The organism is Blautia sp. BCRC 81119 (assembly GCF_003184505.1).
In the GTDB taxonomy this organism is placed as follows: domain Bacteria; phylum Bacillota; class Clostridia; order Lachnospirales; family Lachnospiraceae; genus Blautia_A; species Blautia_A fusiformis.
In genome coordinates, this window is record NZ_QJHD01000047.1 from 1 (window position 1) to 16,601 (window position 16,601).

The 16,601-nt window shown below is 44.4% G+C and carries 17 protein-coding genes; 12 read left to right on the forward strand and 5 right to left on the reverse strand.

The annotated features are described in order from the left end of the window. Nucleotides 1-185 precede the first annotated feature (185 nt). Nucleotides 186-992 carry an alpha/beta hydrolase gene (locus DMI82_RS18980; protein WP_015525224.1) on the forward strand — a complete coding sequence of 269 codons (807 nt, stop codon included), beginning with the start codon at nucleotides 186-188 and terminating at the stop codon, nucleotides 990-992. 131 nt (nucleotides 993-1,123) lie between these two features. Next, the gene (locus tag DMI82_RS18985; protein ID WP_015525223.1) at nucleotides 1,124-1,948 is read left to right on the forward strand and encodes a TrmH family RNA methyltransferase; all 825 of its coding nucleotides are present in this window, start codon (nucleotides 1,124-1,126) and stop codon (nucleotides 1,946-1,948) included. A gap of 23 nt (nucleotides 1,949-1,971) precedes the next feature. On the opposite strand, the gene DMI82_RS18990 is transcribed toward DMI82_RS18985, so the two are convergent. Further along, the gene (locus DMI82_RS18990) at nucleotides 1,972-3,510 is read right to left on the reverse strand and encodes a PucR family transcriptional regulator (protein ID WP_110104265.1); all 1,539 of its coding nucleotides are present in this window, start codon (nucleotides 3,508-3,510) and stop codon (nucleotides 1,972-1,974) included. Between the two features lie 200 nt (nucleotides 3,511-3,710). On the opposite strand from DMI82_RS18990, the gene DMI82_RS18995 reads away from it, so the two are divergent. The 8 genes from DMI82_RS18995 (at nucleotide 3,711) to queA (ending at nucleotide 9,493) form a co-directional block, all read left to right on the forward strand. After that, nucleotides 3,711-4,706, forward strand: a complete 996-nt coding sequence (locus DMI82_RS18995) for a uroporphyrinogen decarboxylase family protein (RefSeq protein WP_021652564.1) — start codon at nucleotides 3,711-3,713, stop codon at nucleotides 4,704-4,706. Between the two features lie 183 nt (nucleotides 4,707-4,889). Beyond that, nucleotides 4,890-5,213 (forward strand): YlxM family DNA-binding protein, encoded by a 324-nt coding sequence (gene ylxM, locus DMI82_RS19000; protein WP_015525222.1) that lies wholly within the window; start codon nucleotides 4,890-4,892, stop codon nucleotides 5,211-5,213. Between the two features lie 3 nt (nucleotides 5,214-5,216). Beyond that, complete coding sequence (gene ffh / locus DMI82_RS19005; RefSeq protein ID WP_021652565.1) at nucleotides 5,217-6,569, forward strand: signal recognition particle protein; 1,353 nt, start codon at nucleotides 5,217-5,219, stop codon at nucleotides 6,567-6,569. A gap of 45 nt (nucleotides 6,570-6,614) precedes the next feature. Further along, nucleotides 6,615-6,860, forward strand: coding sequence for a 30S ribosomal protein S16 (gene rpsP, locus DMI82_RS19010; RefSeq protein ID WP_015525220.1), 246 nt, complete (start codon nucleotides 6,615-6,617; stop codon nucleotides 6,858-6,860). Between the two features lie 55 nt (nucleotides 6,861-6,915). Further along, nucleotides 6,916-7,146 carry a KH domain-containing protein gene (locus DMI82_RS19015; RefSeq protein WP_021652566.1) on the forward strand — a complete coding sequence of 77 codons (231 nt, stop codon included), beginning with the start codon at nucleotides 6,916-6,918 and terminating at the stop codon, nucleotides 7,144-7,146. 59 nt (nucleotides 7,147-7,205) lie between these two features. Next, nucleotides 7,206-7,712: a ribosome maturation factor RimM gene (gene rimM, locus DMI82_RS19020; protein WP_021652567.1), complete on the forward strand. Its 507-nt coding sequence runs from the start codon at nucleotides 7,206-7,208 to the stop codon at nucleotides 7,710-7,712. Continuing rightward, a complete protein-coding gene (gene trmD / locus DMI82_RS19025) occupies nucleotides 7,713-8,465 on the forward strand; it encodes a tRNA (guanosine(37)-N1)-methyltransferase TrmD (RefSeq protein WP_015525216.1) in 753 nt (250 codons plus the stop codon). A 2-nt stretch (nucleotides 8,466-8,467) separates the two neighbouring features. After that, nucleotides 8,468-9,493: a tRNA preQ1(34) S-adenosylmethionine ribosyltransferase-isomerase QueA gene (gene queA, locus DMI82_RS19030; protein WP_015525215.1), complete on the forward strand. Its 1,026-nt coding sequence runs from the start codon at nucleotides 8,468-8,470 to the stop codon at nucleotides 9,491-9,493. A gap of 102 nt (nucleotides 9,494-9,595) precedes the next feature. On the opposite strand, the gene DMI82_RS19035 is transcribed toward queA, so the two are convergent. Further along, on the reverse strand, nucleotides 9,596-10,720 hold the full coding sequence (locus DMI82_RS19035) for a CapA family protein (protein ID WP_442857653.1): 1,125 nt from the start codon (nucleotides 10,718-10,720) through the stop codon (nucleotides 9,596-9,598). Between the two features lie 348 nt (nucleotides 10,721-11,068). Between DMI82_RS19035 and DMI82_RS19040 the strand changes: the two genes are divergently transcribed. Both DMI82_RS19040 and DMI82_RS19045 read left to right on the forward strand, forming a co-directional pair. Then, on the forward strand, nucleotides 11,069-11,914 hold the full coding sequence (locus DMI82_RS19040) for a deoxyribonuclease IV (protein ID WP_110104267.1): 846 nt from the start codon (nucleotides 11,069-11,071) through the stop codon (nucleotides 11,912-11,914). Nucleotides 11,915-11,917: 3 nt separating this feature from the next. Continuing rightward, complete coding sequence (locus tag DMI82_RS19045) at nucleotides 11,918-12,451, forward strand: ribonuclease domain-containing protein (RefSeq protein WP_110104268.1); 534 nt, start codon at nucleotides 11,918-11,920, stop codon at nucleotides 12,449-12,451. A gap of 82 nt (nucleotides 12,452-12,533) precedes the next feature. Here the strand turns inward: DMI82_RS19045 and DMI82_RS19050 are convergent, their stop codons facing one another. The 3 genes from DMI82_RS19050 to DMI82_RS19060 all read right to left on the reverse strand — a co-directional run bounded on the left by DMI82_RS19050 (nucleotide 12,534) and on the right by DMI82_RS19060 (nucleotide 16,198). Beyond that, a complete protein-coding gene (locus DMI82_RS19050) occupies nucleotides 12,534-13,520 on the reverse strand; it encodes a 2-hydroxyacid dehydrogenase (protein WP_110104269.1) in 987 nt (328 codons plus the stop codon). A 240-nt stretch (nucleotides 13,521-13,760) separates the two neighbouring features. Beyond that, complete coding sequence (aroA, locus tag DMI82_RS19055) at nucleotides 13,761-15,035, reverse strand: 3-phosphoshikimate 1-carboxyvinyltransferase (protein WP_110104270.1); 1,275 nt, start codon at nucleotides 15,033-15,035, stop codon at nucleotides 13,761-13,763. A 71-nt stretch (nucleotides 15,036-15,106) separates the two neighbouring features. Continuing rightward, nucleotides 15,107-16,198, reverse strand: coding sequence for a prephenate dehydrogenase (locus DMI82_RS19060; RefSeq protein ID WP_110104271.1), 1,092 nt, complete (start codon nucleotides 16,196-16,198; stop codon nucleotides 15,107-15,109). Nucleotides 16,199-16,601 lie beyond the last annotated feature (403 nt).

Consider the following 16,601-nt stretch of genomic DNA (forward strand, 5'->3'; position numbering starts at 1 on the left):
CCATAAGCCTGCTCCTTAGATTAGATTTAGAGTTTTTAGAGTCAACTCCCAAAACTCTAATCAATAGTTTACATGCAACAGCCAGAAATTTCGATACACCCTCTTATTGGACGCTTACCTATCAGATAGCGTGAGACATATAATGGGGATATGTATCTCGCAGAAAGAAAAGGGAGGGTTTTATTATGGGTGAAAGTATGATCACATCGTTTGACGGAACGAAACTGTATCTGAAAAAAGAAACAGCAGCAGACAATAAAGCGGTGATCGTGATTGTCCACGGACTCTGTGAGCACCAGGGCAGGTACGATTATTTTGCGGAAAAACTTCATGAGGCGGGAATCGGAACCTATCGTTTTGATCACAGAGGACATGGACGGTCTGAAGGTGAAGAGACTTTTTATTCAGATTTCAATGAGCTTCTGGACGACACCAACGTAGTTGTGGATATGGCAATTGAGGAAAATCCGGATATCCCGGTATTTCTTCTGGGACACAGCATGGGCGGATTTACGGTTTCTCTGTACGGAGCCAAATATCCGGACAAAAAACTCCGGGGGATCATTACCAGTGGTGCGCTGACCGCAGATAACGGCAATCTGATACGTGGTGTGCCGGGAGAAATGGATGTACATACGCGCCTTGCCAATCAGCTGGGTTCAGGTGTATGCTCTGTACAGGAAGTGGTAGACTGGTACGGAAAAGATCCATACAATAAACAGTCCTTTACAGCGGGGTTATGCTATGCGATCTGCGACGGACTTGACTGGTTCAAAGAGAAAAAAGCAGAGTTCCATTATCCGGTCCTTATGACACACGGCGAGAAAGACGGTCTGGTAAGTGTACAGGATACCTATGATTTCTTTAAAGAAGCAGGATCAAAAGACAAGCAGATGAAGATCTACGGCGGACTTTTTCATGAGATCCTGAATGAGTATTGTAAAGATGAAGTGATCGGGGATATGATCCGGTGGATGGAAGTGAGAATCTGAATATAAACAAATTGTTTTACAAGTAGCAGCAAAGCCAGGTGGAAACATATAGCACCTGGCTTTCTTTTGCAAAGAGATTCTGTTACAATAGCAGGATGAAAACAAGAAGACAGAACAGGAGAAAAATAACCATGTCAAATATCATAGAAATCACAGATTTCAACGCTCCGGAGCTGGATGTATATGCCAGGATCTCGGAGATACAGCTTTTGAACCGGGCAGAACCGGAGAAGGGGATCTTTATTGCGGAGAGCCCGAAGGTTATTGAGAGAGCTTTGGATTCCGGGTGCCAGCCGATTTCTTTTCTGGTGGAACATAAACATGTTGAGGGTGAGGCAAAAGAACTGATCCGTCGTTGTGGAGACATCCCGGTTTATACGGCAGAATTTGATGTGTTGACGCAGCTGACTGGATTCAAGCTGACAAGAGGAATGCTCTGTGCAATGCGCCGGCCGGCGCTTCCTGATATAGTCGATGTATGCAAAAATGCCCGCAGGATCGCAGTTCTGGAAAATGTGGTAAATCCTACTAATATAGGCGCGATCTTTCGTTCTGCGGCGGCTCTTGGGATGGATGCGGTGCTGCTGACACCGGGGTGCAGCAATCCATTGTACCGCCGTGCGATCCGTGTCAGCATGGGAACCGTATTCCAGATACCATGGACATTTTTTGATGAAAAAACAGAGTGGAAAACGGAAGGAATCCGGTCTCTGAAAGCGATGGGATTTAAGACGGCAGCCATGGCTCTTAGGGAGGATTCCTTTGATATTGATGATCCTCATCTGATGGCAGAAGAAAAACTGGCAGTAGTTCTTGGAACAGAGGGGGATGGCCTTGCTTCGGAGACCATTGCGGATTGTGATTATACAGTATGTATTCCAATGGCACACGGTGTGGATTCACTGAATGTGGCGGCAGCCAGTGCAGTTGCATTTTGGCAGCTGGGAAAACGCTAAATATTTAAGAGAGTTCCCGTTTTTTATGATCTTGCATTCCGGTTTTCTTCTTCCATATCCATCAGATGAAAAGAAAGCAACAGATACAGGATCTCGTTTCTGTCTGTAAGATCTGAATCCAGAAAAGCTTTGATCTTATCCAGACGATAAAGAAGAGTACTTCTGTGGATAAATAAAGCGCTGGCAGTATGAGAAATGTTCTGGTTGTGCTCCAGAAAACAACGCAGTGTTTCATAGAGATGAGATTGCTTTGCCTCATCCTTATATTTCATTGACAGAAGCTTTTCGTGACAGACCATGTAAGCAGGAAGCTTTCTGGTTGCCTGTTCCAGAATATAGGGCAGAGCGATGGAGTCAAAATAGTGGATACTTTCTGCGGGATTTTTGCGTTTTCCAACCTGCAGGGTAACAGAAGCCTGCGTGTATTGCCGGTGGAAATTGAAATGTCCAAGCATCTTCCGGCTGTATCCGGCGCTTAACATGCTGCTTTTGATAAAGCCCTCGATCTTATCGGAAATCTCATGGATAGTCAGAGTGCAGAGATCCAGATTGATAAAAAGCACAGCATTGCCTTTATGTTCCGTGGCACAGGTGGCAGGAATTGTATTTTCCAGATAGTTACAGATGGCATTAAGGGTCAGATTTTTCTGGTCGATCAGTCCGGTCTGGATCAGGATGCATTGATACATATGGGAAGAAAGCCATCCCACATTTGTCAGCTGCTGACTGATTTTTACATAATCAGCTCCGGGATCAGTCAGAATGGACATAAAAATCTGATGCAGAGGAAAAGCTTTATCCCGGCTGTGCATGATTCCTGTAGAAAGTGCATGGGATACCATCTGGGAAAGGTACTCCAGAACAAAACCAAACGTATCATCCAGGGGAACCTCACCTTCGGAAAACATCAGCCTGTATACTGCTTTATCATTATTGGAGATATTTACGCAAAGAGAAGGAGCAGTAAGGCCATTTCCCGGATAATAAAAATATCCGGTTTTATAAAAAGCCTCTTCGTAATGAGGATCCTGCTTCAGGCTGTCCACAATAGCCCAGGAATTTTCAGTGGAACCCAAAACAGAATTGGAAAGATCACTTAGATTCCAGTCTCTGGAGGCAATGATAGTAAAATCCATACCGATCAGCATCATTGGATTGGGAATAATGGAAGCTGTAAGATCCAGAAGCTCCTGGATAGATGCGTTCCGGAGACGGGAATCCATCAGGGACTGATTCCACTGATCATAGAGGATAAAAATATCCTGAATCCTGTTAAAGACAATATTGACTGGAATATCTTCAGGGATGATACACATGTTTGGCTGAGTTAATTCGTAGTTCTGATAGATTTTTCCAATCATCAGGAACAGAATATTTTGGGGATGATGAAAAGTGAGCTGAAAATCCGGATCTGTGATAAGGTAAACACGTCCATCCTGAAGAACGGTGTTCTTTTCAAAGCAGGAAGGGCAGGAAAGGGTGGGGGATGTATCCAGCCTGGATGTATGCATGGAAAATGATTTCTGCAGGTGATAGCATATGAGTTTTGCACTGAGTTTCAAGGAAAATCCTCCTTCCTATATTTTGTAGGAAAAAACAGGAATAATAGCCATATTATGTGGAATTGTGATTCTTTTGATTTACAGTATAATAGAATCATAAGGAAAAAACAAGTGCAGAAACAAGCCTTTTATGTTGGGGTGTGGCAAAACAAGTGCGGAAAAAAGGCTTTCCTGCATAATAACGTAGAGGAGGTGCGTTTATGTTAACAAAAAGACAAAATATGCTGGAAGTGATCCGCGGAGGAAATCCGGATCGTTTTGTAAAACAGTATGAGGGACTGACATTTGTTCTGAATACTCCATATCAGACGAAGTATCCTATGATGCCGGAAGGACCTGGTGCACCAACAGTAAAATGCGGATGGGGATATTATAATTCCTGGCCTGCAGGAACACCGGGAGCGTTTCCGCTCCATGATCCGGAGCATCTGGTATGTCCGGACGTCGCAGAGTGGAAAAAATATGTAAAGGCACCGGACATCAACTACACGGCAGAGGACTGGAAAGAATGCCAGGAGACAGTTGCCGGAATTGACCGGAATGAAACCATGGTTACTGCAATGGTTGCACCTGGAGTTTTTGAGATGTGCCATTATCTCTGTGAGATCCAGAATACCATGATCAATTTCTACGAAGAGCCGGAAGCCATGCATGAACTGATCGAATATATTACAGAGTGGGAACTGAAATGGGCAGAGCAGGTCTGCACCTATATGAAACCGGATGTTGTCTTCCATCATGATGACTGGGGAACACAGAAGTCTACATTTATCAGTGTGGATATGTTCCGTGAGTTCTTTATGGATTCTTACAAACGTATTTACGGATATTACCATGATCATGGTGTTGAACTGATCATCCACCATAATGACAGCTACAGTGCAACACTGGTTCCGACAATGATCGAGATGGGAATTGATGTATGGCAGGGCTGTATGTCTGTTAATGATCTTCCGAAGCTGATCAAAGAATATGGAAAAGATATCACATTTATGGGTGGTATCGATAACGGTAAAGTAGATCGCTTTGATTGGAATCAGGAAATGATCGAAGAGTCAACAGATCAGCTTTGCAGAGACTGTGGTAAGCTTTATTTTATTCCGTGCACCACTCATGGCCTGAATTTCTCATGTATCCCAGGTGTATATGAGGCAGTGGATAAGGAAATCGATAAAATGACAAAGGAAATGTTTTGATCGAAGCATAAGACTTATTAATAAGAGGTAAATAGAATAACAAAGGTCGGAAAAGCCTGCAAAACCCAGCAGAAAAGTGCTTTTCCGGCCTTTTTTTGTGAAATTCAGGAAAAAATAAAATTGTAAAGCAAAAACCCTTGACAGGTGTGCCGGAATCGTGTATGATAGCCAAGGTGATTACAGATGGAGAAATTTGTAGAGCAGACATTTTTATTTGATTTTTATGGAGAGCTTCTGACAGAGAGGCAGCGGCAGGTGTACACCAGTGTGGTATTTGAGGATTATTCCTTAAGTGAGGTTGCTGAGGAACTTGGCATCAGCAGACAGGGTGTGCATGATATGATCAGACGGTGCAATCGGACGTTGGAAGAATATGAAGAGAAGCTTCATCTGGTCGAGAAATTCCTGAACATCCGCAGTCAGGTCATAAAGATCCATGAACTGGCTGACAAGTACCACGCCGAAGATATTGCGGCGATTTCCAATGTGATATTAGAGGAGTTATGATCAATGGCATTTGAGAGTTTAACAGATAAACTGCAGAATGTATTTAAGAAGCTGAAGGGCAAGGGCCGTCTCACAGAGGCTGATGTCAAGGTAGCACTGAAGGAAGTTAAGATGGCGCTTCTGGAAGCGGATGTTAACTTTAAGGTCGTTAAGCAGTTTACGAAATCCGTTCAGGAAAAGGCTATCGGACAGGATGTTATGAATGGTCTGAATCCGGGACAGATGGTGATCAAGATCGTAAATGATGAGCTGGTCAACCTGATGGGAAGTGAGACAACAGAGCTTCCGATCAAACCGGGAATGGATCTTACCGTTCTTATGATGGTCGGTCTTCAGGGTGCAGGTAAGACAACGACGGTTGCCAAGCTGGCAGGCAAACTGAAATCCAAGGGAAAGAAACCACTGCTTGTGGCCTGTGATGTTTACCGTCCGGCAGCGATCACACAGTTGCAGGTAAACGGTGAGAAACAGGGCGTCGAGGTCTTTTCCATGGGAGATAAGCAGAATCCCGTGGATATTGCAAAAGCAGCTATCGAGCATGCGAAATCCAATCAGCAGAATGTTGTGCTCATCGATACAGCAGGACGTCTTCACATTGATGAGGATATGATGCAGGAGCTTGAGGATATCAAAGCGAATGTGAATGTAGATGCTACAGTGCTTGTAGTTGATGCCATGACAGGACAGGATGCAGTAAATGTGGCGCAGAACTTTTCTGATAAAGTCGGCATTGATGGTGTGATCCTGACTAAGATGGACGGTGATACACGAGGCGGCGCTGCGCTTTCCATTAAAGCCGTGACCGGCAAACCGATCTTCTATGTTGGTATGGGAGAGAAGCTTTCAGATCTGGAACAGTTTTATCCAGAACGTATGGCTTCCAGGATCCTTGGAATGGGCGATGTAATGAGTCTGATCGAGAAGGTGGAAGCATCTGTGGATCAGGAACAGGCTCAGGAGATGCAAAAGAAGCTGAAGAAAATGGACTTCGACTTCAATGATTATCTTACCAGCATGGAGCAGATGAACAAGATGGGTGGTATTTCCAGTATCCTGAACATGCTTCCCGGAATGGGCGGTAAGATGAAGGATATCGAGGGTATGATCGATGAGAAGGCTATGGACCGTACCAAGTCCATCATTCTTTCCATGACACCTCAGGAGAGAAGTAACCCCAACATTTTGAACATCTCACGCAAGAACCGTATCGCCAGAGGCGCCGGAGTGGATATTACAGAAGTAAATCGTCTTGTGAAGCAGTTTGAGCAGAGCAAGAAGATGATGAAACAGATGCCGGGATTAACAGGCGGCAAGATGAATATGGGAAAAAGAGGCGGCTTTAAGCTTCCCTTTTAATAAATAACAATAAATTTTCAGAAAGATAATTGGAGGAAAACAAAAATGGCAGTTAAGATCAGATTAAGAAGAATGGGACAGAAGAAAGCACCTTTCTATAGAATCGTAGTAGCAGATTCCCGCTGCAAACGTGACGGAAGATGCATCGCAGAGATCGGAACATATGATCCGAACCTTGACCCAAGCGTATACAAAATCGATGAAGAGGCAGCAAAAAAATGGCTTGCAGCTGGTGCTCAGCCTACAGAGGTAGTTGCTAAGCTTCTTAAACTTGCCGGAATCGAGAAATAATACCTGACAGATTTGGATCTGTGGCCTCAATGAGGCAGGAGCAAGGAGGTATGTAATGAAACAACTTGTAGAAGTAATTGCAAAATCTCTTGTTGAAAATCCGGATGAAGTAGTCGTTACTGAGACTGAAAAAGACGACGCGATTGTTGTTGAACTGAAGGTCGGACCGGCCGATATGGGTAAGGTTATCGGAAAACAGGGCAGAATTGCCAAGGCAATCCGTACTGTTGTGAAAGCGGCTTCTTCAAAAAGCAGCAAAAAAGTGATTGTAGATATTCTGCAATGAAAAAGAGACAGGAGCTGTGGATTCCATGGCTCCTGTTTTTACTCTGAAAGGGAGCAAAAATGGAAGATTTATTAAAGGTAGGAGTTATTACAACGACCCATGGCGTCCGTGGTGAAGTAAAAGTTTTTCCGACAACGGATGACGCAGAGCGTTTTCTTGATATTGAATATGTGCTTCTGGATACAGGAAAAGAGCTTCGCAGACTGAATATTCAGAATGTAAAGTTTTTTAAAAATCTTGCGATCCTGAAGTTTGAAGGCATTGACAACATCAATGATATTGAAATGTATAAGGGCCGTGAGCTCTGGATCCCACGTGAAGAGGCACAGGAGCTTGGCGAGGACGAATATTATGTGGCGGATCTCATCGGAATGGAGGTACTTCTGGAGAATGGGGAGAAATTCGGAGTGCTCCGTGATGTGATGGAGACCGGCGCCAATGATGTTTATATTGTAGATCGTATGGATGGCGAGGAAATCCTGCTTCCTGCGATCCATGACTGTGTTCTTGATGTGGATGTGGAAAAAAATACCATGACTGTACATTTGATGAAAGGGCTTGTTTAAATGAATTATCATGTACTTACATTATTTCCGGAAATGATCGAGAACGGAATGAACACAAGTATTACAGGTCGTGCCATTACAAAGGGACTGTTATCACTGGAAGCGATCAATATACGGGATTTTGCATTCAATAAGCACCAGAAGGTAGATGATTATCCTTATGGCGGCGGAGCCGGAATGCTGATGCAGGCGGAGCCGGTATATCTGTCTTATGAATCCATTGCAGAACGTATTGGAAGGAAACCCCGCGTGATCTTTCTGACTCCTCAGGGAAAAACCTTCAATCAGGATATGGCAAAAGAGTTTGCCCTGGAAGAAGACCTGGTTTTCCTCTGTGGTCATTATGAGGGAATTGATGAGCGTGTTCTGGAAGAAATCGTAACAGACTATGTTTCCATTGGTGATTATGTACTTACCGGTGGAGAACTTCCGGCTATGGTCATGATGGATTCTATTTCCAGAATGGTACCAGGTGTTCTGAATAATCAGGAATCCGGTGAGACGGAATCCTTTTCCGGGAATCTTCTGGAGTATCCCCAGTACAGCCGCCCGGAGGAATGGCATGGCAAAAAGGTTCCGGAGGTGCTGCTTTCCGGACACCATGCCAATGTGGATAAATGGAGAAGAGAGCAGTCTATCATCCGTACAGCCAAATGGAGGCCGGATCTTTTACCAAAAGCTGATCTGACCAACAAAGAGTGGAACGAGGTCCGCAGGCTTCGCAAACAGTGGAAAGAGGAAGTGGAAAAATAATTATGAAAACATCAGATTTTTATTATGATCTGCCACAGGAACTGATCGCTCAGGATCCGCTGGAGGACAGAAGTTCTTCCAGACTGATGCATCTGTCCCTGAAAGATGGAAGTATCGAACATCGTCATTTTACCGATATACTGGATTACCTGCATAAGGGAGACTGTCTTGTGATCAATGATACCAAGGTTATCCCGGCACGTCTTTATGGTCACAAGGAAGAGACAGGAGCGCTGATCGAGATCCTGCTTCTGAAACGCCGCGAAAATGATATCTGGGAGTGTCTTGTAAAGCCGGGAAAAAAAGCACGTCCTGGTGCAAAGATCACTTTTGGTGACGGTATCCTGAAGGGTGAGATCATTGATATTGTAGATGAGGGAAACCGTCTGATCCAGTTCCATTATGAGGGGATTTTCGAAGAGATCCTGGATCAGCTGGGAGAAATGCCGCTGCCGCCGTATATTACCCACAAGCTGAAGGATAAGAACCGTTATCAGACTGTATATGCAAAGAATGAGGGATCTGCTGCCGCACCTACCGCAGGACTTCACTTCACGCCGGAGCTTCTTGAGAAAGTAAAGGAGAAGGGTGTGAATATTGCACATGTAACTTTGCATGTAGGTCTCGGAACCTTCCGCCCGGTAAAGGTGGATGATGTAGAAAAGCATCATATGCACTCGGAGTTTTATATTGTAGAAGAAGATCAGGCAAAACTGATCAATGATACAAAGAAAAACGGCGGAAGAGTGATTTCTGTGGGAACTACCAGCTGCCGTACCCTGGAGTCCGCAGCCGGAGAGGATGGAATCGTGAAGGCCGGAAGCGGATGGACAGAGATCTTTATCTATCCTGGATATAAATTCAAAGCTATCGATGGACTGATCACTAATTTCCATCTGCCGGAGTCCACGCTTCTGATGTTAGTTTCAGCCCTTGCCGGAAAAGAACATATTATGGCTGCTTATGAAGAAGCTGTGAAGGAAAGATATCGTTTCTTCAGTTTCGGGGATGCCATGATGATCGAATAAGATTTAAAATTACTTTTTATATAAATAATATCCCAACGGATCGCAGCATGGAAACATGCATTATTACAGGATCTGTTGGGATATTATTTTTTGTTATGCTATTTATTCTTCACTGTCAGAGCCTTCCGATGTAGCGGATGAAGAATCCGCGGCAGGAATCGCAGCACTGCGTTCCTCTATCTTGGATTTGATCCTGGATGCCTCATCTCCGGATGCAGGAGTTGGCTGATAATTGTTGTAGCCATCTGCGGAAGAAATAGAACAGGGAATGATATTGGTCACGTTATCAGCCTGTACGCCTTCTGAGGTGACAGTGAAGGTCTGCTGGAAGATCATGGTGTCCATATCACTTGGAGAACTGTTTCCTCCAAAACAGAAATTGCCAAGACTGTAGACGATGTTTTTTCCTTTATAGGTTTCGATTCCCTGGAGTACGTGCGGATGATGGCCGCATACCAGATCTGCACCTTCATCGATAGCAAGACGGCCAAGGGTCATCTGATTGGTATCGGGAACTGTTTCGGTCTCATTGCCCCAGTGGAAGATCACAACTATAAGCTCTGCTCCATCTGCTTTGACCTTTGCGATATTATCTTTCAGCTGCTGTTCGCGTCCAAGATGATCCTTCAGTTCGTAAATTCCGACAAGACCAACTTTGATTCCCTTGATGTCCATAACTGCAGTATCATCATAACCGAAGTGTGTAATGCCCGCATTGTCCAGAGCAGTCAGAGTATCCGTGTAGCTCTGCTCTCCGTAATCGTGGCTGTGATTGTTTGCAGTGTTTACGGCTTCAACGGAACCGCTGGTGAGTATCTGAGCATATTCGGCAGGTGCTTTAAATGCAAAGGTTTTATCTTCTCTGGCATCGGAATCGGTGAGGGTTCCTTCAAAATTGGCAATTGTCAGGTCATCTGCCTCAAAGATGCTTTTTACATTTTTAAAGAAATAATCTTTGCCGTTGTTGTCGTAGTATGCGTTCAGACTTGTGTCATAATCAAAGGTCTCATCGGTACCCAACGTGCAGTCACCGACTACACTGAGCGTCAGTGAAACGGGATCTTTCACAGCAGCAGCTTCTTCTTTTGCCTTTTTTGCGGCCTCCTCTTCCTGTGCCTTCTGCAGTGCGGCGGCTTCTGCAGCTTTACGGGAAGAAATGCATGCACGTGCGGAAAAAATGATCACAAGAATAAGTATGATCAGGATCCCGCCAGCTGCAAGAAACATTTTCTGACGGCGTACCTGGTAATATCTGGATTTTTTGCTGATGTCATTCCTGCGAGTCCCAGTGAAATGTGAACGGGAATTTCGGGATGCAGAACCAGATTGCTTCTGACGTGTTTCTCGTGCTCTGGCGGCTTCCCTGCGTGCCTGCTCCGGATCATGGCCATGAGGCGGCCGCCTTCGATTGTCGTTTGCCATTCTTTTTCTCCTTCATATGTAAAGATATCTTTATTATAGAAAGAATGGTAAGTATTGTAAAGAAAGAATCGCGGACTTTTCAGAAAAAGAAGTTTTTGATATAATAGTTAAGCCAGAAGGCAGAAATATAAACTACAGGGAGATGGTGCTGACATGGTATTATATATCGGAAATCATACAAGTTCGTCCAAAGGCTATGCCGCCATGGGACGTCAGATGCTGAAAAACGGCGGAAATACGTTCGCTTTTTTTACCCGCAATCCCAGAGGAGGCAAGGCAAAAGAGATCGATCCCGTAGATGTGGAAAGATTTCTGAAGCTTTCCGGGGAAAATCATTTTGGAAAGCTGGTGGCACATGCACCGTATACCATGAATGCCTGTGCCGCAAAAGAAAATCTGAGAGATTTTGCAAGAGAGATTATGGCAGATGACCTGAAACGTATGGAATATACGCCAGGAAATTATTATAATTTTCACCCGGGCAGTCATGTAGGGCAGGGAACTGAGACGGGAATTGCCAAAATTTCGGAAATCCTCAATGATGTCCTTACAGAAGAACAGAGTACGATCGTCCTTCTGGAAACCATGTCCGGCAAGGGTTCGGAAGTAGGGGCAACATTTCAGGAGCTTCGTGATATCATTGACAGGGTGGAAAAAAATAATAAACTGGGTGTTTGTCTGGATACCTGTCATGTATGGGATGGCGGTTATGACATTGTACATGATCTGGATGGTGTTCTTGATGAGTTTGACCAGGTGATCGGCCTTTCCAGATTGAAGGCTGTTCATCTTAACGACAGTATAAATGGACTGGGCAGTCATAAGGATCGTCATGCAAAGATCGGCGAAGGTCAGATCGGCCTGGATGCACTTGTGAATGTGGTGTGCCATCCGGCTCTTGAGGGAATTCCCTTTATTCTGGAGACACCAAATGATGATGAAGGATGGAAAAGAGAAATTTCACTTTTACGAGAACGATATTCCATGAAAGGAGATTGATCCATGAAAAAGTTCAGATATTTTATTCTGGTGGTTGCCGGGGTGGCGGTTATGCTGGGAGGCTGCAAAGATAAGGAAAAATATGACGAATCCGCTTTTCAGGATGACCTGGAACCTCTGAGTGAGGATGAAGTGGAAGCCATGGACCAGAATGGTGATGGTGAGATGGCAGTAGCTGATGAAAGCGACCTGGAGCAGCAGCAGGATTCTGAAGGTGCTGCAGGATCAGGAGATACAGATGGGTCCGCTTCATCGGATGCAGCAGACTCGCAAAGCGAAAAGAAACTGGATGAAAATGGCACTTATACAGATAAAGATGAAGTGGCCCAGTACATTTATGAGTATGGCCATGTACCCTCCAATCTGACTGCTGCAGACTATGATAATGCAGACAGTATGCTTCCGGTAGAGGAGGGTGTCACCTATCAGCAGTGCAGCCTTGATGATGCAGGGAAACAGAAGCTGATCTTTACTCAGGATGCAAAGCGCATTTATTACACAGACGATGACGGACAGTCTTTTGACGAGATCTATTAAAACTAAAAGAACAAAATAAGACCCCCGGATACAGATAAACGATCAGTATCCGGGGGATTTTGCGTGTCAGGGCTGAGACTGATCAGTGGACCAGATTCTTCATTTCAGCTCCATCCATAAAAGCTTTTGCGTTTTCCAGGGTTGTCTCCGCAATATTGGTAAGTGCTTCTACCGTAAAGAATCCCTGATGTGAGGTCATGGTCACATTTGGGAAGGACAGAAGACGCTGGATCGTGGAAGTAGGAAGAATGCTGCTTGACATATCTTCATATACATATGCGGATTCTTCTTCGTAAACATCCAGACCAACGGCGAAGAATTTGTGATCACGGATACCTGCGATCAGATCATCTGTTTTGATCAGTCCACCTCTGGAGGTATTTACAAGGATCACACCATCTTTCATTTTTGCAATAGTTTCGGAGTTGATCAGATGCTCTGTTTCCGGAGTCATCGGACAGTGCAGACTGATCAGATCACTGGTGGAAAGGAGTTCGTCCAGTGAAACATACTCCAGAAAGTCAAGATTTTTATTAGGGAAAAGATCATAAGCAATTACTTTCATGCCAAAGCCGCGACAGATTTTTGCCATTGCCTGACCGATTTTTCCGGTGCCGATGATGCCGGCAGTTTTCTGATAAAAGTTAACGCCCATGAGACCGTTCAGTGCAAAGTTATTTTCACGGCATTTGATATATGCCTTGTGGGTGTGCCGGTTGGCGGTAAGGGCCAGTGCCATGGCGTGTTCGGCAACTGCTTCCGGAGAATAACCGGGAACACGTGCCACCTGGATCCCACATTTTGCTGTAGTTTCCAGATCAACATTATTGTATCCGGCACAGCGCATCAGGATCAGTTTTACACCCTGGCGGTGAAGCTCCTCAATGACCGGTGCGCCGAGATCTGCATTTACAAATGCACAGATGGCATCGTAGCCGTGGGCAAGAGCTGCGGTTTCTTCATGGATATTTGCTTCAATGAATTTAATTTCAATACCTGGATAAGATGGAAGCAGCTTCTCAAAAAAATCCCTATCGTAGCTCTTGGTGTCATAAAACAAAATTTTCATAATCGTTGCTCCTCTCTGGAAATAATTATTTTCCGAAAAAATAATACCATAATAGTAGGAATTTGGAAAGTGGGAAAAGCAATAAAATTTATCAAAAAAATGGTTTTATTTTGGGATTATAGTATCCATAATAAATAAAAATTATACGAAATACAAAAAAAGAGAGCATTTTATGCACTGTCATCTGATGGAACAGATGTTGTGATACATGAAAATGCTCTCTGTCTGGATAAAAGATAATTATTCTGCCAGACTATAAAGATCGGAATAGAATTCCGGATAGGAGATGTTGACACATTCTCCGTTTTTGATGGAAAGTGCTCCCTCACAAAGCAGCCCTGCTACTGCAAAAGACATAGCTACACGGTGATCCAGATGAGAATCGATCTCTGCGCCATGAAGGGCTTTTCCACCATGAATGATCATGCCATCTTCGGTTGCCTGGATATCTGCGCCCATTTTCCGAAGATTTTCTGTCATAACCTGGATGCGGTCGGACTCTTTGACACGAAGCTCCTGTGCATCCCGGATAACCGTGGTTCCTTCTGCAAAAGCTGCCATAACGGCGATCATCGGAAGTTCATCGATCAGAGTAGGAATGATCGCACCTTCTATTGTGGTTCCGTGAAGAGCAGAGGAGCGGATCAGAAGATCGGCAGTAGGTTCGCCCTCTGTGGTCTTGTTGAGAAGAGTGATATCTGCTCCCATGGCCCTGCATACACGAAGGATACCGTCACGGGTCGGGTTGATTCCCACATTTTTCAGAAGGATCTCACTGTTGGGAACAAGAAGACCAGCTGCGATAAAATAAGCTGCAGAAGAGATATCCCCCGGAACCAGGAGCTCACGTCCGTAAAGAGATGGATCCGGTTTGATGGATGCTGTTGTTTCTTTTGAGGTTACATCGGCGCCAAAGTAATTCAGCATGATCTCCGTGTGATTTCTGGAAAGGACCGGTTCTGTTACACGAGTAATGCCGTCAGAGTACATTCCGGCAAGAAGTACGCAGGATTTTACCTGGGCAGATGCTACCGGAGAATTGTAGTGGATGGCATGGAGCTTTCTTCCGGAGATCTTAAGCGGTGCACATCCGTTTCCGTTGAGACTTATGATATCGGCACCCATTTGGGAAAGCGGAGTCATGATCCGTTTCATAGGGCGTTTCTGGATGGAAGCATCGCCGGTAAGCTCTGATACAAAGTTCTGTCCTGCAAGGATCCCGGAGATGAGACGGGTGGTAGTGCCGCTGTTGCCGACATCAAGAGTCTCTGATGGAGCACTGAGACCATGGAGACCTTTTCCGTGGACCAGGATCTCTCCTTCTGTATTTTCAATGTTAATACCCATTTTCCGGAAACAGGAAATAGTGGAGAGACAGTCTGCGCCCTCCAGAAAATTTGTGATCCTGGTAGTGCCTTCTGCAAGAGAGCCGAACATGACAGCTCTGTGAGAAATGGATTTATCTCCGGGAATGGCGAGAGAACCGGATAATTTCTTAGCTTTTTTGATTTCCATATTAGTACCTGCCTGTATTGTTATTTTTGAAATACATGGCAGCAGATCGGATATCTGCTGCCGTTTATATATCAGCGTTCGCAGATCTTGTAATTACGTTTTGTAAGAAGCACTTTAGCCTGTTCCAGGGCTGCGTCTGTATAAAATTCGATCTTCAGAACGCCATCTTCAAATTCTCGGTTGTGGATAATACCGATATTTTTGATGTTGACCTTTTCTGTTGCAAGGATGGTTGCAATGGTTGCAATGGCACCGGCCTCATCTGCCACATCAATATAAAGGACATAGGAGCGGGGGATCAGGCTGTTGTCTATAATGTCAATGGAGTCACGGTAATCCTTGGAGCTTGCAAACATGTCAAAGATGTTGTCAGCTTCTTTGTTGTCAATGGAACAGCGGATCTGGATCAGCATACGGATAAATTCATCCAGAACCGTGGAAATGTTTTTCTGATTTTCCAGACAGATCTGTTCCCACATAACAGGTGAAGAAGAGGCAATACGTGTGATATCACGGAAACCGCCGGCTGCGATCATTTTCATATACTGGGCGTCGTTATCCAGAAGATTTACAAGATTTACGAGAGCGGAGGCTACAATATGAGGAAGGTGGCTGACTCCTGCCGTGATGAAATCATGTTCTTCTGCAGTGATAACAAGGGGGATCGCACCAAGAGAGGAGATCAGTTCTGTGAAATCAGAAATCTTTTCCAAAGCAACTTCTCCTCCCGGAGTGATGATATAGTAAGCATTTTCCAGAAGATGATCACTGGAATTGGAAAAACCGCTGCGTTCGGAGCCTGCCATTGGATGACCGCCGATGAAGCGTCCTTCAAGTCCGAGCTCGGTTACTTTTTCGTGGATAACGTTTTTTACACTGCCTACATCTGTGAGGATACAGTTCTCTCCAAGAGAAGCTTTGATCTTTTCCATGTATTCCACATTGAATTCTACAGGTGCACAGAGAAAAAGATAATCACAGTTATATAACTGTTCATCTTCAATATCACAGATCCCGTTGATCACGTTTAAACTGACCGCCTCTGCCAGTGCGCTTCTGTCTTTGTCAAAGGCAATCAGGCGATAATCCGGGTGAAATTTTCGTATGGTTTTGGCAATGGAGCCGCCAATCAGTCCAAGGCCGATAAAACCTATGGTTTTCATAGTACTTCAGAGTCCTTTCAGGTTACTTTTTACTTTTATTCTTTAATAGTGTAAATCACGGCTATATTGTAAAAGAAAGTGTGAAAAATGTCAACAAATGTAAGAGGAAACAGGAAGGCCATTTTTATAGCTGTTTACCGTAATGTTTTGCGAACAGGGAAGAGTAATAGAAAGTTACTGTTCATTGGTAATATTCCGCGAAGCGTGTTGCTGAGAACGGAGTGAACAGTAACAATAGAAAAAGGCTTGAGAAATCAGAGATTTCGGACGTATAATATAATAAGCTATAAATGAGCAAGTTCGTGATTTTGCATAAAAGAAAGACACCTCGATTCCATGTGTTGTATAATGAAAGTGCCAAAACAAACATTTGCAACATTTACGAAAGAAGGTGTCTCTCGCA

Excerpts from the sequence above, each read along its gene's own strand:
- DMI82_RS18980 (WP_015525224.1), top strand. The coding sequence starts at position 186 with ATGGGTGAAAGTATGATCACATCGTTTGACGGAACGAAACTGTATCTG.
- DMI82_RS18985 (WP_015525223.1), top strand. The coding sequence starts at position 1,124 with ATGTCAAATATCATAGAAATCACAGATTTCAACGCTCCGGAGCTGGAT.
- DMI82_RS18995 (WP_021652564.1), top strand. The coding sequence starts at position 3,711 with ATGTTAACAAAAAGACAAAATATGCTGGAAGTGATCCGCGGAGGAAAT.
- ylxM (WP_015525222.1), top strand. The coding sequence starts at position 4,890 with ATGGAGAAATTTGTAGAGCAGACATTTTTATTTGATTTTTATGGAGAG.
- ffh (WP_021652565.1), top strand. The coding sequence starts at position 5,217 with ATGGCATTTGAGAGTTTAACAGATAAACTGCAGAATGTATTTAAGAAG.
- rpsP (WP_015525220.1), top strand. The coding sequence starts at position 6,615 with ATGGCAGTTAAGATCAGATTAAGAAGAATGGGACAGAAGAAAGCACCT.
- DMI82_RS19015 (WP_021652566.1), top strand. The coding sequence starts at position 6,916 with ATGAAACAACTTGTAGAAGTAATTGCAAAATCTCTTGTTGAAAATCCG.
- rimM (WP_021652567.1), top strand. The coding sequence starts at position 7,206 with ATGGAAGATTTATTAAAGGTAGGAGTTATTACAACGACCCATGGCGTC.
- trmD (WP_015525216.1), top strand. The coding sequence starts at position 7,713 with ATGAATTATCATGTACTTACATTATTTCCGGAAATGATCGAGAACGGA.
- queA (WP_015525215.1), top strand. The coding sequence starts at position 8,468 with ATGAAAACATCAGATTTTTATTATGATCTGCCACAGGAACTGATCGCT.
- DMI82_RS19035 (WP_442857653.1), bottom strand. The coding sequence starts at position 10,720 with ATGTTTCTTGCAGCTGGCGGGATCCTGATCATACTTATTCTTGTGATC.
- DMI82_RS19040 (WP_110104267.1), top strand. The coding sequence starts at position 11,069 with ATGGTATTATATATCGGAAATCATACAAGTTCGTCCAAAGGCTATGCC.
- DMI82_RS19045 (WP_110104268.1), top strand. The coding sequence starts at position 11,918 with ATGAAAAAGTTCAGATATTTTATTCTGGTGGTTGCCGGGGTGGCGGTT.
- DMI82_RS19050 (WP_110104269.1), bottom strand. The coding sequence starts at position 13,520 with ATGAAAATTTTGTTTTATGACACCAAGAGCTACGATAGGGATTTTTTT.
- aroA (WP_110104270.1), bottom strand. The coding sequence starts at position 15,035 with ATGGAAATCAAAAAAGCTAAGAAATTATCCGGTTCTCTCGCCATTCCC.
- DMI82_RS19060 (WP_110104271.1), bottom strand. The coding sequence starts at position 16,198 with ATGAAAACCATAGGTTTTATCGGCCTTGGACTGATTGGCGGCTCCATT.